Genomic DNA, 14,319 nt, shown 5'->3' on the forward strand with positions numbered 1-14,319 from the left:
TCCTTCGCCGTGCCCTACATCGTCGGAGAGATCAAGCGGTTCTTCCGCGACACCACCTGGGCCGTCCACGTGCCCCGGCGCTTGCAGGAACTGCGCGTGGAGATCACCAAGGCCAAGGAGCAGCTCGCCACCGGCCTGGACCGCGAGCCGACCGTCAAGGAACTGGCCACGCATCTGGGGCTCACCGAGGACGAGGTCGTCGAGGGCCTGGTGGCCGCCAACGGCTACACCGCCGGCTCCCTCGACACGCCCACGGACACCGAGGCCGGCCAGTCCCAGGTCCGTGCGCTGGCCGACGTGCTGGGGGAGCCGGACGCCGCCATGGAGACGGTCGAAGACCTCCACACCCTGGCCCCGCTCCTGGCGCGCCTCGACGAGCGGGAACGCCGCATCCTCACCATGCGCTTCGGCCAGGAGATGACCCAGTCCCAGATCGGCGCCGAACTCGGCGTCTCCCAGATGCAGGTCTCCCGCCTGCTCAACCGCACCCTGACCAAGCTCCGCACCGGCATGCTGGCCTGACGCGCCGCATGCCTGGTTCCGACCGTCCTCACCGGCTGTGCGCGTCATGTGTAGATGTGGGTCATTCATGTGCAGATGCGGGTCATCGGCATGAGTACCGAAAGATCGGGCAGCCCGTAAGGCTCCAGGTTCCGACGGGACGAAGGAGCGAAATGTGGCTGCTGACCGGGATCATTCGGAAACGAGCCTGCTGACCACCATGAACATCCAACAGAGCTGGCACTTCGAGGGTGTGTTGAGCGACGTGAGCGAAGCCCGCGACCGGGCCTCGGATTTCCTTTACGGCCTTGCTCGCGCCCATCCGCCCGCGGCTCCGGACGCGCACGACGACGTACTGCTCGTCGTCACCGAACTGGCTTCGAACGCGTTCGCTTTTGCCCCCGGGCCCTTCACCCTGACCTTGCGGGCGACCACGACCGGAACCCTGCACGTCTCCCTGACCGACGTCAATCCCACCGCACCCCGGCCACGGCCCTTCGACCTCGCCGGCCGTGGCGGGGTGGGCTGGCATCTGATCAACACGCTCGCCGAACAGACCATCATCGTTCCGGAGGCGGGCGGCAAGACCGTGCACGTCTTCCTCCCGTGGTGATCAGGGGTGGTGATCAAGGGGAGGCGGCTGTCCGCACGCCGACTGGGACCCGCACATCCTGACTGGCCGGTCACCTCGGCGTCCAAGCCCTCGGCCGAGTGCCGGAGCGGGATCAGGGCCTCGCCGGAACGGCAGAAGGAACCGGCGCCGGCCCAGGAAGCCAGGAAGGCCGGGCAGGCTCCTCCGGGGGCCGAATCACGTGAGACACGGTGGGCTCGCCTCAGAACTCCCCCGCCGGCACTTCGGCCTCCCCGGCCGGACCGGGCGCCCGCTCGGCCACGGGGTGGGTGACCCGGAGCTTGGACTGGCCGTGCGGCAGCCGCTCCCAGTCGTCCATGAAGCGTGCGACGAGGCCGTGCTTGGCGGCCAGCCGGGTCAGCGTCTCCGTACGGTAGTAGAAGTCCTCCCCCAGTACCTGGTGTTCGGCCCCCTCCGTGCGGTCGAAGGTGAAGTCGAAGAAGCCGCCGGGCGCCAGCACCCGCCCGACGTGCGCGAGGCATTCGTCGATGACTTCGAGCGGTGAGTGCGAGAAGACACTGTGGGCGTGCACCACCGTGAACCAGGCGTCGGGAAGGAAGTCCAGCTTCAGGTCCTCGACGGGGGTCAGGTACGGGACCCTGGCCTGAAGCCCGTAGCGGACCAGCGTCTTCTTGGCCTCGATGAGGATGTCCGGCGAGATGTCGATCCCGTAGTAGTGGCCGGGCCGCAGGTGCTCGATGAACCGCCAGCCGGCGCGCAGGTTGCCGCAGCCGATCTCCAGCATCCGGTCCTGCGACGTCAGCCCGTGCCCCAGCAGGTAGTCGTACTGCATCTGCCCGATGGCCAGCCAGCGCTCGTGCGAGGGGCCGCCGCCGACCGCCGCCTCGGGACTGCGGGCCGTGTCGGACGCCATCACGGCCCGGTAGTACGCGACATGGCTTCCCCGGTGCCGCAGCCGCAGCCAGCTGTCCCGCCCCGCCCGGCGCAGGTAGGGCGCCACGCGCCCCGGGTGCCGCAGCGCGTACCGCACCTTGTGGCCGAGACGTGAACGGTTCGCCGACAGGCGCGAAGCGGGTGTCTGCTGCATGACGGCCTCCGTGCCATCGGTGGCTTGCCCCCTGGTCGGATGCTAACCACGGGCGCCGGGATGTGCCCGCTCACTCCTTCGGGAGAACCGTTCAGCCGAGTGCCCCGCCCCGCGTGGTGGGCCCGGCGCCACCACCCGCAGCGTGGAGAGGACAGGGCGGGGAACCGTCACCCGCCGTATCCCGAGCGAGGCCAGGCCATGCAGGAAATACGTTTCGTCGTCAGTACGCCGGAGCGTGTGCCGCGCGAGGTGCGTGCGCGCCGCTTCTCCGGCGGAGCGTTCGCACGTCCGCTGCCCCTGCTGGCGGCCGTCGCCACTGTCTTCGCGGTCACCCACCTCGCCCTGGTCGCGCCCGGTCTCGGCCTCGGCTGGGACGAGAGCGTGTACGTCAGCCAGGTCAGCCCACAGGCACCGGCGGCCTTCTTCAGCGCGCCCCGGGCCCGGGGCATCACCTACCTCGTCGCTCCGGTCGCGGCGCTGACGACCTCGACGGCGGCGCTCCGCGTGTACATGGCCCTGTTGGCCGGCGGTGGTCTGTTCCTCGCGCTGTGGGTATGGCGGCGGCTGCTGCCCGCTTCCGTGCTCGCGGTCGCCGGGGCGCTGTTCGCGAGCCTGTGGGTCACGATGTTCTACGCCTCGCAGGCGATGCCCAACCTCTGGGTCGCGTACGGGGCCCTCGCCGCCGTGGGGTGCTTCCTGCGGGCCGCCCGGGACCCCTGGGACCACTGGGCACTGATCGGCATGGGGGCCGGGGTGATGTTCGCCGCGCTGATGCGTCCGTCCGACGCGGGGTGGCTGTACCTGGCGCTCGCCGTGGCGGCCCTGGTGATGCCGCGTACACGGCGCCGGGCCCTGCTGGTCGTCGTGGCGACCGCGGGCGTGGCCCTCGGCTGCGCCGATTGGGTGGCCGAGGCGTACACCCACTACGGGGGTCTCGCCGCCCGGCTGCGGCGGGCCAGCGAGATCCAGGGCCACCTGGGCTGGTACTTCGCCGTCGACGACCACGTGCGGGCCCTGGGCGGCCGTGCGCTGTGCCGGCCCTGCGACGTGCCCTGGCGCTACCCTGCCTCGGCCCTCTGGTTCTTCGCGCTGCCCCTGCTCGTCGCGGCCGGTGTGCGGGCCGCCGCCCGTGCCGGGCGCCGCGCGCCGATCGCCCTGGCCACGGTGGTGGGGGCGGTGATGGCGGCGCCGTACCTGTTCACCGTCGGGTACGCGGCGCCGCGTTTCCTGCTGCCGGCGTACGCCCTGCTGGCCCTGCCCGTGGCGCAGTGCCTGGTCCGGATGTGCGGCCCCCGGTCGCAGTGGCGGCGTACCGCGGCCGGGCTCGTCGCCGTGGCCGTCGCCGGCCACCTGACGATCCAGTACGCCCTGGTCGACGGGGTGGCAAACCGGGTACGGCGCGACACCGCCGACCTCACCCGGATCGCCGCCGAACTGCGCGCCCAGGGTGTGCGCCCGCCGTGTGTGATCAGCGGCGACGAGGCGGTCCGGGTCGCGTTCCGGACCGGCTGCGCCTCCCGCCAGCCCAGCGGTCACGACGGGAGCATCACGCCGCGGGCCCTCGCCGCCACGGCGCTCCACCAGCCCGTCGCGGTCCTCGTCTCCACAGGGGGGCGCCCCCCTGCGTACGCCCGCGAGTGGCGCGTCCACCCGCTTCCCGACCTGGGCCGTCGGGCCGGCTTCCGCGCCTATCTGTCACCTGTCCCCCGCCCGCCCGGCCGGGAGGCGCCCGGGACGCGCGGCGGCGCGGTGAGGGGAGGCTTCGTCACTGCCGCGGACGACTGACCGCGGCACGCCCGGAGCCCGGCCCTGCCGGTCCCTGCGAACGACCGGACCGGTCCCGCCCCGAAACGAAACGCGGGACAGGCGCCCGTGGCGGGACGTGCTGTTCACGCGCGGGCCGCCGGCCTCAGTCCTCGAACGTCAGGAGATGCTCGGCACCGGTCCGGTGCAGGGCCCGGCGGGCCTGCCTGGAGGCGCCCCGGATATGTACGGCGGCCGGTGGCGCGGCCGCCGTCACCGGCCGGACGAGGGCATAGGCGCAGATCGCGTCCAGCTGCCGGACCCGGCTCAGATCGAATACCCATTCACTGACGTCCCGCAGCGCCGGATCGAGCAGAACCTCCTCGATCTGCGCGGCGACGGCGCCGGTCACCTCCTCGGAGAGGGCCAGCTCGGCCCGTGGCCCGTCGACGGACAGAAGGCGGATCCGGCGCTCGTCACCCGCCCGGCGGTCCTGTGCGTGATCTGCCATGAGACCTCCCTGGAACGGGTCAGGACCGGACGGTGTGTCCGGCTTCCATCTTCCCGCCGGGACCGCGAAGAGGACCACCCCGGCTCCGCGGCGAGATCCCTGCGCAGGCGAACGGCGGTACCGGCCTCCGGCGCCTCTCCGGTGAAGGCCGGGGCTCCTCCGAGGAGGTGACCACCACCGGCGTACGGGCAGCAGCCCGTGACCGAGTCCGCCCCGCCGGCGCCCGGCCCGGTCGGGCACATCGCCGTCGCCGGCCCCACCACCACGATCGGACAGGACGGCGCCTGGGGCGAGGGTGGGCGCCACGGCCCCGCCCGGCCCGGGTGAGCCGTGTCTCACCCGGGCCGAGCCGCTTGCCTATGCAACAAGTTGCATAGAAAGATCGGGACATGGCGCTCGAACACGCGATCCTTGTCTCCCTGCTCGAGAAGCCGGGCTCCGGGTACGAGCTGGCCCGGCGGTTCGACCGTTCCATCGGTTACTTCTGGACCGCCACCCATCAGCAGATCTACCGCGTTCTCAAGCGGATGGAGGGCGACGGCTGGATCGACGTCCGCGAGATGCCGCAGCAGACCCGGCCGGACAAGAAGGAGTACTCCGTCACCGCCCTCGGCCGGGCCGCCCTCTCCCAGTGGCTGCACGAGCCGATCGAACTCGAGAGCGTCCGGCACGATCTCGCGGTGAAGATCCGGGGCGCGGCCTTCGACGACCCCGCCGCGCTGATCCGCGAAGTCGAGCGGCACCATCAGGCACACACCGACCGGCTCACGCACTATCTCGCCGGGGAGTGGCGTGACTTCACCGGGCCCGGGGCTCCCGGGACACCCGACGCGGGGCGGGAGCTCCAGCACGTCGTGCTGCGCGGCGGCATCGCGTACGAACGGATGACGCTCGCCTGGCTCGACGACGTGCTCGTCACCCTCCGCCGGCTCGGTCCGGCGCGCTGAACCGGCGCCGACGGGGCCACCCGTCCGCCCCGGCCTCTCCGCTCACCCCTCTGCACCTGAAGCTTCCCCCGCTCCCGAATCCTCACCTCCCAAGCCGGAAAGGCGACCAACCATGGCCGACCCGCTGCTGTTCAACCCGCGCACCTACGACCCGGCGCACTTCGACCCCGAGACCCGCAGGCTGCTGCGCGCCACCGTCGACTGGTTCGAGGACCGCGGCAAGCGCAAGCTGATCGAGGACTACCGCTCCCGTGCCTGGCTGGCGGACTTCCTCACGTTCTCCGCCAAGGAGGGGCTGTTCGCGACCTTCCTCACCCCCGCCTCCGCCGCCGCCGGGCAGGAGGACAAGCGCTGGGACACCGCGCGCATCGCCGCCCTCAACGAGATCTTCGGCTTCTACGGCCTGGACTACTGGTACGCGTGGCAGGTCACCGTCCTCGGCCTCGGCCCGGTCTGGCAGAGCGACAACGCCGACGCTCGCAGCCGCGCGGCAAAGCTCCTCTCGGCGGGCGAGGTGTTCGCCTTCGGCCTGTCCGAGAAGGCCCACGGCGCCGACATCTACTCCACCGACATGCTGCTGGAGCCGGACAGTGACGGTGCCGGCGGCTTCCGGGCGAGCGGCTCCAAGTACTACATCGGCAACGGCAACACCGCCGGGCTCGTCTCCGTCTTCGGCCGCCGCACCGACGTCGAGGGTCCCGACGGCTACGTCTTCTTCGCCGCCGACAGCCGCCACCCGGCGTACCACCTGGTGAAGAACGTCGTCGACTCCTCGAAGTACGTCAGCGAGTTCCGTCTCGACGACTACCCGGTCGGTCCCGAGGACGTACTGCACACCGGCCGTGCCGCCTTCGACGCCGCCCTCAACACCGTCAACGTCGGCAAGTTCAACCTCTGCACCGCCTCGATCGGCATCTGCGAGCACGCGATGTACGAGGCCGTCACCCACGCCCACAACCGCATCCTCTACGGGCGCCCCGTGACCGCCTTCCCGCACGTGCGCCGCGAACTGACCGACGCGTACGTCCGGCTCGTCGGGATGAAGCTGTTCAGCGACCGCGCCGTCGACTACTTCCGCTCCGCCGGCCCCGACGACCGCCGCTACCTCCTCTTCAACCCCATGACGAAGATGAAGGTGACCACGGAGGGCGAGAAGGTCGTCGACCTGATGTGGGACGTCGTCGCCGCCAAGGGCTTCGAGAAGGACACCTACTTCGCCCAGGCAGCTGTCGAGATCCGGGGGCTGCCGAAGCTGGAGGGTACGGTCCACGTCAACCTCGCGCTGATTCTCAAGTTCATGCGCAACCACCTGCTGGACCCGGCCGGGTACGCGCCCGTGCCGACGCGCCTCGACGCGGCCGACGACGCGTTCCTCTTCCGCCAGGGACCGGCCCGCGGTCTCGGTTCCGTACGCTTCCACGACTGGCGCACCGCCTACGACGCGTATGCCGGTGTGCCCAATGTCGGCCGGTTCCGGGAGCAGGCGGACGCCCTGTGCGCGTTCGTCACCACCGCGGCCCCCGACGAGGAGCAGAGCCGCGACCTCGATCTCCTGCTCGCCGTCGGCCAGCTGTTCGCCCTGGTCGTGCACGGTCAGCTGATCCTGGAGCAGGCGCGCCTGACCGGCTTGGAGGAGGACGTGCTCGACGAACTGTTCGCCGTGCTCGTACGCGACTTCTCCGCGCACGCCGTCGAACTGCACGGCAAGGACTCCGCCACCGTGGAACAGCAGCAGTGGGCGCTGGGCGCGGTCCGGCGCCCGGTCGTCGACGACGCCCGCTCGGCGCGCGTCTGGGAGCGCGTCGAGGCACTGTCCGGTGCGTACGAGATGGCGCCGTAGAGCAACGGAACAACGGGGCGACCGGTCACCGGCGGGCCCCGATGCCCGCCGGTGACCGCCCGCCCCGGACCGCTGGAGGCCACAGGGCTCCGCGCGGTTCGGGGCGGGCCGTCACGGCCCGGCCCGGCGGTGAGACGTCGGCCGCGCGACGGCGGGGATGCCGTCGTGCGTGACGAAACGGTGACCAGGACCGGTCAGGAATCGAGAAGCGCGAGCCACCGAGCCGCGCCTAGCCTGACCACCATGGACCTCACCATTCACACCAGCTTCCTCCCGCACGACGACCCGGACGCCTCCCTGGCCTTCTACCGCGACATTCTCGGCTTCGAGGTCCGCAGCGACGTCGGACAGGGCAAGATGCGCTGGATCACCGTCGGTCCCGCCGGCCGGCCCGACACCTCCATCCTGCTGGCACCGCCGGCCGCCGACCCCGGCGTCACCGAGGACGAGCGCCGCACCATCGTCGAGATGATGGCCAAGGGCACCTACGGCTGGATCCTGCTGGCCACCAAGGACCTCGACACCACCTTCGAGAAGGTGCGGGCCGGTGACGCCGAAGTCGTCCAGGAACCGGCCGAGCAGCCGTACGGGATCCGCGACTGCGCCTTCCGCGACCCCGCGGGCAACCTGATCCGAGTCCAGGAACTCCGCTGAGCCGTCCGGCGGCCGCGGTCACGGACCGCAGCGGCGTGGATGCCTTGGTTCCTGCGCCGGGCACGGTTCCGGCCGGCGCGGCAGAAGGCGAAGCAGAACCAGACGTACCGCTCGAAGCCGGCCGGATCGAGCCGGGCGACGCAGCCGGAGACCGCGGCAGCGGTCCCGCCCACCAGATCCCACAGATGGAGACACGATGAGCACGGCCAAGAGGACGGACACGCAGTCGCCCGCGCAGCACGCTGCCGACAGCCACGACCTGATCCGCGTGCACGGCGCGCGCGAGAACAATCTCAAGGACATCAGCATCGAGATCCCCAAGCGCAGGCTGACGGTGTTCACCGGCGTCTCCGGCTCGGGCAAGAGCTCGCTGGTGTTCAACACGATCGCCGCGGAGTCGCAGCGGCTGATCAACGAGACCTACAGCGCCTTCGTACAGGGATTCATGCCGACGCTGGCCCGGCCGGAGGTCGACGTCCTCGACGGACTGACGACCGCGATCACCGTCGACCAGCAGCGGCTGGGCGCCGACCCCCGCTCCACCGTCGGCACCGCCACCGACGCCAACGCCATGCTGCGCATCCTCTTCAGCCGGCTCGGTGAGCCGCACATCGGCCCGCCCGGCGCGTACTCCTTCAACACCGCCTCGGTCCGGGCCAGCGGTGCGATCACCGTCGAGCGCGGCGCGAAGAAGACGGTGAAGGCGACCTTCAACCGCACCGGCGGCATGTGCACCCGCTGCGAAGGCCGGGGCACGGTCTCCGACATCGACCTCACCCAGCTCTACGACGACTCCAAGTCGCTCGCCGAGGGCGCGTTCACCATCCCCGGCTGGAAGTCGGACAGCCAGTGGACCGTGGGGCTCTACGCCCAGTCGGGCTTCCTCGACCCGCACAAGCCGATCCGCGGCTTCACCCGGAAGGAGATGCAGGACTTCCTCTACGGGGAGCCGACCAAGGTGAAGGTCAACGGGATCAACCTCACCTACGAGGGCCTGATCCCCAAGATCCAGAAGTCGTTCCTGTCCAAGGACAAGGAGGCGATGCAGCCGCACGTCCGGGCGTTCGTGGAGCGGGCGGTCACCTTCACCACCTGCCCCGAGTGCGACGGCACGCGGCTCGGTGAGGGGGCCCGGTCGTCGAAGATCGGGGGAATCAGCATCGCCGACGCGTGCGCGATGGAGATCCGCGACCTGGCCGAGTGGGTCCGCGGCCTCGACGAGCCGTCGGTGGGGCCCCTGCTCACCGCGTTGCGGCAGAGCCTCGACTCGTTCGTGGAGATCGGCCTCGGCTACCTCTCGCTGGAGCGGCCCTCGGGCACGCTGTCGGGCGGCGAGGCACAGCGCGTCAAGATGATCCGCCACCTGGGCTCCTCCCTCACCGACACGACCTACGTCTTCGACGAGCCCACCGTCGGCCTGCACCCCCATGACATCCAGCGGATGAACGACCTGCTGCTGCGGCTGCGGGACAAGGGCAACACCGTGCTCGTCGTGGAGCACAAGCCGGAGACGATCGCGATCGCCGACCATGTCGTCGACCTCGGCCCCGGCGCCGGTACGGCGGGCGGCACCGTCTGCTTCGAGGGGACCGTCGAGGGGCTGCGGGCCAGCGGTACCGTCACCGGCCGCCATTTCGACGACCGGTCCACCCTCAAGGCGACGGTGCGCAAGCCCACCGGCGCGCTGGAGATCCGCGGCGCGACGACGCACAACCTGCGGGGTGTCGACGTCGACATCCCGCTCGGGGTGCTCTGCGTGGTCACCGGCGTCGCCGGCTCCGGCAAGAGCTCGCTGATCCACGGGTCGGTCCCCGCCGGGGCGGGGGTCGTCTCGGTCGACCAGGGAGCGATCAAGGGTTCGCGCCGGAGCAACCCGGCGACGTACACCGGGCTGCTCGACCCGGTCCGCAAGGCGTTCGCCAAGGCCAACGGCGTGAAGCCGGCGCTGTTCAGCGCCAACTCCGAGGGCGCCTGCCCCACCTGCAACGGCGCCGGCGTCGTCTACACCGACCTGGCGATGATGGCCGGCGTCGCCACCCCCTGCGAGGACTGCGAGGGCAAGCGGTTCCAGGCCGAGGTGCTCAAGTACACCCTCGGCGGCAAGGACATCAGCGAGGTGCTCGCGATGTCGGTGACCGAGGCCGAGGAGTTCTTCGGCGCCGGCGAGGCCCGCACGCCGGCCGCCCACGCCGTCCTCGACCGGCTCGTCGACGTCGGGCTCGGCTACGTCAGTCTCGGCCAGCCGCTGACCACGCTGTCCGGCGGCGAGCGGCAACGGCTCAAGCTGGCCACCCACATGGGCACCAAGGGCGGCGACCGCCTCGTCTACGTACTCGACGAGCCGACCACCGGCCTCCACCTCGCCGACGTCGAACAACTGCTGGGCCTGCTCGACCGGCTCGTCGACTCCGGCAGGTCGGTCATCGTCGTCGAGCACCACCAGGCGGTCATGGCGCACGCCGACTGGATCATCGACCTCGGCCCCGGCGCCGGCCACGACGGCGGCAGGATCGTCTTCGAGGGCACACCCGCCGATCTCGTCGCCGCCCGCTCCACCCTCACCGGCGAGCACCTCGCGGCCTACGTCGGCACCTGACCGAGGTCCTCGCGGACACCGTGCGCCGCTACCCGGCGTAGGTCTCGTACTCGGCGACCTTCGGGGCGCCGGTCGAGCCGGTGACCTCGAAGGTGATCTTGTGCAGCGAGGTGCGGGGGAAGGTGATGACGCCCGCACCGCTGCCGGAGGCCAGGACGGCTCCGGTGTCGGCGTTGACGACCCTCCAGGACCCGATGCTGCCCGCGGAGCCCGCCGCCTCGCGGATGTTGATTTTGGACACGGCGGTGGCAGTGCCCCACTTGATCGAGACGGAACCGGTGGAAGCCGTCGGCGACCAGTAGGTGCTCAGGTCACCGTCCCGCACGTTGCCGTAGCTCGTGCCGTCGGCCTTGCTGGAGCCGTCGGAGCCGGCGCCGATGCTGAGGTTGGTCCCGCCGGGCTGGGTCGGCGTGGGAGTCGGCGTCGGCGTGGGAGTCGGGTCGGTGGGGGTGGGAGTGGGCGTCTGCGGCGAACAGTTGCCGTTCGAGACCTTCAGCCCCTTGTTGGCGCCTGCCGTCTCGCTGACGATGCTCGGCACACAGCTCGCCGCGTCGAGGCTGTAGGAGTAGGGAATGCTGACCGTGGTGGTCGACTTGAGGTCGGGGCCGGCCGGCTTGGTGTCGGTGCCGGGGGCGGACCACGTCACGTTGTCGAGGATGTTGCCGCCGACCTGCCAGTAGCCGGGCGCGTCGGTGTAGAAAGTGCCCAGGACGTCCTTGGAGTCCTTGAAGTAGTTGTTGTCCACCTTGGCGCGGGCCCCGGCCCGGGAGTTGATGCCGGACTCGTTGAGCTTCACGTAGTGGTTGTTGTAGATGTGCGCGATGCCGCCGCGCAGCAGGGGCGTACGGGAGTCGATGTTCTCGTACAGGTTGTGATGGAACGTGATGAACCCGTTCGAGAGGTCGCTCTCGCTGGAGCCGATGAGACCGCCGCGGCCGGAGTTGCGCAGGGTGCTGTAGGAGAGAGTCACGTACTGGGTGTTGCCCTTCATGTCGAAGAGGCCGTCATAGCCCTCCGACTCACCGCCCGACGCCTCCAGGGTGGTGTGGTCGACCCAGACGTTGCGGACGGTGCTCTCCATGCCGATCGCGTCACCGCCGTTGGACGTGGGCGAGCCGGACTTCTTGACGTTCCGGACGGTCACGTTCTGGATGATGATGTTGCTGGAGTCGCGGATGTGGATGCCCAGCTGGTCGAAGACGGCTCCGCTGCCGACGCCGACGAGCGTGACGTTGCTGATCTGCTTGAGCTCGATCACGCCGGCGGCGGTGCTGCAACTGCCGCCCGACACCTGGGTGGTGTTGCCGTGGTTGATGGTCCCCTCGACCTGGATGGTGATGGGGGTGCTGCTGCTGGCCCGGCCGCACAGGGCCGCATGGATCGCGGTCCCCGTGGTGGCCCGTACCGTCTGCCCGCCCGCCCCGCCGGTGGTCCCCCCGTTCTGGGTCGCGTAGCCGGTGGCGGTGCCGGTCGCCGCCGACGCCTCGGGTACCGACAGGACCACACCGGCCGCGGCCGCAAGGGCCGTCGTGGCCAGCGCCGCATAGAGTCGCAGTGCGACTGGTCGTCTCATCTTCGCCTCGCCTTTCGTCTTCGAATCCTGAGTGGCGCTGTCGAATGTCATGCTCATGTCACTAAGTCATCGGGACCGCCGACCCGACACGAGCACCCTTCTCGATACGGATCGGGCCGGCGGTTCCACTGCGGCCCGGACCTTCGCGACCGCCGGAGCCGGCAGCCAGGCATCACCTGCGCAGCGACCGCCGGAGCCGGCGGCGCGAACAGCCGTCCGCCGCGAGAAGCCGCGGCGACCGCCTCCACCGGAACGGCTCCCACAACCCGGGGAAAGCGCTTTCCATTCGCGAGCATAGGGTGGCGTCCGCTGGACTGGCAAGGTTCTGGCCGATTGCGGAATCCGGCCAGGATCCCAAGGCGCTACCCACCCCAGCGCCATCGGCGAGCACAAGACCGCGGAGGCTTTCGCGGACCCGGCGCCCCAGGGACGCGGACTTCGCGTACACGGGTGTCAGCCGCATCCGCACGCACGCCAAGGCGCCGATCGCGAAGGATGGCCCGCATACCCAGGAGTCGGCTGAGGCACCCATCCGGCACCTGGACCGGAGCGGGCGGCCTGCGACCGATCGGACACCCGTCACCCGTCACCCGGCCTCGCCCGCTCCGCCGCCTCCCACAACAGCTCGCGGCGGCGATGCGGCAGGCGCGTCCGGCGTCAGCGGCCCTTGCGCACCCGGGCCGCCGCGCGGGCTTCCGCTGTCTTGCGGACCTCGGCGGCTTTGCGGGACTCCTTCGCGGGGCGGCCCGGACGGGTGCCGAGGCCGCGGAAGGGGGCGTTGCCGCTGTTGCCCTTCACCTCGACCGGCGGGCGCTTCGCCCCGGTGATGGCGGTCAGCTGCTCCTCGCCGGAGCGCACCTGTGTGACAGTCGGCCGGATGCGGGCGTCGGTCATCATCCGGTTCACATCGCGCCGCTGGTTGGGGGTGACCAGCGTGACCACATTCCCGGATTCCCCGGCGCGTGCCGTACGCCCGCCACGGTGCAGGTAGTCCTTGGCGTCGGCCGGCGGGTCGACGTTGACGACAAGGTCGAGCGCGTCGATGTGAATGCCCCGCGCCGCGACATTGGTGGCCACCAACACGGTGATCTCACCGTCCTTGAACCGGGCGAGCGTGTGCGTGCGCTGCGGCTGCGACTTCCCGCTGTGCAGGGCGGCGGCCCGTACACCGGCGGCCCGCAGGTGACGGGTGAACTGGTCGACACCGGCCTTGGTGTCGAGGAACATCAGCACCCGGCCGTCCCGCGCGGCGATCTCGGTCGCGATCGCGTATTTGTCGGCGGCGTGGATGTTCAGCACATGGTGTTCCATCGTGGTGACCGAGGCCGCCGCCCGGTCGACCGAGACGGGCACCGGGTCGTGCAGGTGGCTCCGCACCAGCTGGTCGACGTTGCGGTCGAGCGTGGCCGAGAAGAGCAGCCGCTGCCCGTCGGGGCGGACCTGGTCCAGGATGTCCGAGACCTGCGGCAGGAACCCCAGGTCGCACATCTGGTCCGCCTCGTCCAGCACCGTGATCCGCACCTGGCCCAGGTGGCAGTCCCGACGCGACACCAGGTCGGCCAGGCGCCCCGGCGTCGCGACGACCACGTCGGCGCCGGTCCGCAACAGCGCCACCTGCCGGTTGATGGACAGCCCGCCGACCACCGTCGCCAGTCGCACGTTCAGCGCCTGCGCGTACGGCGTCAGCGCGTCGCTCACCTGCTGCGCGAGTTCACGGGTCGGCACCAGGACCAGCGCGAGCGGCCGCTTCGGCTCCGCCCGCAGGCCGGCGATCCGGACGAGCAGCGCAAGCCCGAAAGCGAGCGTCTTGCCCGAGCCGGTCCGGGCGCGGCCGAGGACATCACGGCCGGCCAGCGCGTCGGGCAGAGTGGCCGCCTGGATCGGGAAAGGCTCCTTCACCCCGAGGCCGGCCATCGTGCTCACCAGCTCCGGCGGCAGCCCGAGCGCGTCGAAGGACTCGGCCGGCGGCAGGCCCGGGGCCGCCGGCTGCGGCGTCGGGAGTTCGCCCGGCGGCGCTGTCGCCCGCTGGGGCTTGCCGGTACGGGAGAGTCCGGGGGCCGGCGGCTTCGCGTTCATGGGGAACCTTCCTGGGTCTGGCGCCCGGAACGCGCCGGGGCCCGTACCCCTCGGTACGGGCCCCGGCGGTGTCGAAGCGTGCCCCCAGTTTATCAGCGGGCGTCCGGGCGCCGGGCGCGGCGGTGCTTCCGCCGTTCGGTGCGGTCGCTTCTCACGCTCACACCGCCCCCTCGGCCCAGCTAAGGGGTATAGTTGCCTT

General features: G+C 71.0%; 12 protein-coding genes. 8 read left to right on the forward strand and 4 right to left on the reverse strand.

The annotated features are described in order from the left end of the window. The coding region (locus ABD374_RS09635; RefSeq protein WP_344493492.1) for a sigma-70 family RNA polymerase sigma factor at positions 1-522 on the forward strand (522 nt) is incomplete at its 5' end. A gap of 154 nt (positions 523-676) precedes the next feature. Further along, positions 677-1,114 (forward strand): ATP-binding protein, encoded by a 438-nt coding sequence (locus tag ABD374_RS09640; protein ID WP_344493494.1) that lies wholly within the window; start codon positions 677-679, stop codon positions 1,112-1,114. Between the two features lie 220 nt (positions 1,115-1,334). Here the strand turns inward: ABD374_RS09640 and ABD374_RS09645 are convergent, their stop codons facing one another. Beyond that, positions 1,335-2,180: a class I SAM-dependent methyltransferase gene (locus tag ABD374_RS09645; protein ID WP_344493496.1), complete on the reverse strand. Its 846-nt coding sequence runs from the start codon at positions 2,178-2,180 to the stop codon at positions 1,335-1,337. 198 nt (positions 2,181-2,378) lie between these two features. Here ABD374_RS09645 and ABD374_RS09650 point away from each other — a divergent pair, with 198 nt between their 5' ends. Continuing rightward, on the forward strand, positions 2,379-3,965 hold the full coding sequence (locus ABD374_RS09650; protein WP_344493497.1) for a hypothetical protein: 1,587 nt from the start codon (positions 2,379-2,381) through the stop codon (positions 3,963-3,965). 124 nt (positions 3,966-4,089) lie between these two features. Here ABD374_RS09650 and ABD374_RS09655 read toward each other — a convergent pair whose 3' ends face one another. Then, positions 4,090-4,434, reverse strand: coding sequence for an STAS domain-containing protein (locus tag ABD374_RS09655; RefSeq protein ID WP_344493498.1), 345 nt, complete (start codon positions 4,432-4,434; stop codon positions 4,090-4,092). Between the two features lie 198 nt (positions 4,435-4,632). Here ABD374_RS09655 and ABD374_RS09660 point away from each other — a divergent pair, with 198 nt between their 5' ends. The 5 genes from ABD374_RS09660 (at position 4,633) to ABD374_RS09680 (ending at position 10,471) form a co-directional block, all read left to right on the forward strand. Next, entirely contained in the window at positions 4,633-4,761 is a 129-nt protein-coding gene (locus ABD374_RS09660) for a hypothetical protein (RefSeq protein ID WP_344493500.1), read from the forward strand. Positions 4,762-4,823: 62 nt separating this feature from the next. Continuing rightward, the gene (locus ABD374_RS09665) at positions 4,824-5,381 is read left to right on the forward strand and encodes a PadR family transcriptional regulator (protein ID WP_344493501.1); all 558 of its coding nucleotides are present in this window, start codon (positions 4,824-4,826) and stop codon (positions 5,379-5,381) included. A gap of 112 nt (positions 5,382-5,493) precedes the next feature. Continuing rightward, positions 5,494-7,221, forward strand: a complete 1,728-nt coding sequence (locus ABD374_RS09670) for an acyl-CoA dehydrogenase family protein (protein WP_344493502.1) — start codon at positions 5,494-5,496, stop codon at positions 7,219-7,221. Between the two features lie 243 nt (positions 7,222-7,464). Continuing rightward, positions 7,465-7,875 (forward strand): VOC family protein, encoded by a 411-nt coding sequence (locus ABD374_RS09675; protein ID WP_344493503.1) that lies wholly within the window; start codon positions 7,465-7,467, stop codon positions 7,873-7,875. Positions 7,876-8,071: 196 nt separating this feature from the next. Next, the gene (locus ABD374_RS09680; protein ID WP_344493505.1) at positions 8,072-10,471 is read left to right on the forward strand and encodes an ATP-binding cassette domain-containing protein; all 2,400 of its coding nucleotides are present in this window, start codon (positions 8,072-8,074) and stop codon (positions 10,469-10,471) included. Between the two features lie 28 nt (positions 10,472-10,499). Here ABD374_RS09680 and ABD374_RS09685 read toward each other — a convergent pair whose 3' ends face one another. Together ABD374_RS09685 and ABD374_RS09690 are read right to left on the reverse strand one after the other, a co-directional pair. Further along, positions 10,500-12,044 (reverse strand): pectate lyase family protein, encoded by a 1,545-nt coding sequence (locus ABD374_RS09685; RefSeq protein ID WP_344493506.1) that lies wholly within the window; start codon positions 12,042-12,044, stop codon positions 10,500-10,502. Positions 12,045-12,701: 657 nt separating this feature from the next. Beyond that, positions 12,702-14,120 carry a DEAD/DEAH box helicase gene (locus ABD374_RS09690; protein WP_344493508.1) on the reverse strand — a complete coding sequence of 473 codons (1,419 nt, stop codon included), beginning with the start codon at positions 14,118-14,120 and terminating at the stop codon, positions 12,702-12,704. Positions 14,121-14,319 lie beyond the last annotated feature (199 nt).

This window comes from Streptomyces enissocaesilis, assembly GCF_039533765.1.
Classification (GTDB): Bacteria; Actinomycetota; Actinomycetes; order Streptomycetales; family Streptomycetaceae; genus Streptomyces; species Streptomyces enissocaesilis.

Excerpts from the sequence above, each read along its gene's own strand:
- ABD374_RS09680 (WP_344493505.1), top strand. The coding sequence starts at position 8,072 with ATGAGCACGGCCAAGAGGACGGACACGCAGTCGCCCGCGCAGCACGCT.
- ABD374_RS09665 (WP_344493501.1), top strand. The coding sequence starts at position 4,824 with ATGGCGCTCGAACACGCGATCCTTGTCTCCCTGCTCGAGAAGCCGGGC.
- ABD374_RS09690 (WP_344493508.1), bottom strand. The coding sequence starts at position 14,120 with ATGAACGCGAAGCCGCCGGCCCCCGGACTCTCCCGTACCGGCAAGCCC.
- ABD374_RS09670 (WP_344493502.1), top strand. The coding sequence starts at position 5,494 with ATGGCCGACCCGCTGCTGTTCAACCCGCGCACCTACGACCCGGCGCAC.
- ABD374_RS09685 (WP_344493506.1), bottom strand. The coding sequence starts at position 12,044 with ATGAGACGACCAGTCGCACTGCGACTCTATGCGGCGCTGGCCACGACG.
- ABD374_RS09675 (WP_344493503.1), top strand. The coding sequence starts at position 7,465 with ATGGACCTCACCATTCACACCAGCTTCCTCCCGCACGACGACCCGGAC.
- ABD374_RS09655 (WP_344493498.1), bottom strand. The coding sequence starts at position 4,434 with ATGGCAGATCACGCACAGGACCGCCGGGCGGGTGACGAGCGCCGGATC.
- ABD374_RS09645 (WP_344493496.1), bottom strand. The coding sequence starts at position 2,180 with ATGCAGCAGACACCCGCTTCGCGCCTGTCGGCGAACCGTTCACGTCTC.
- ABD374_RS09650 (WP_344493497.1), top strand. The coding sequence starts at position 2,379 with ATGCAGGAAATACGTTTCGTCGTCAGTACGCCGGAGCGTGTGCCGCGC.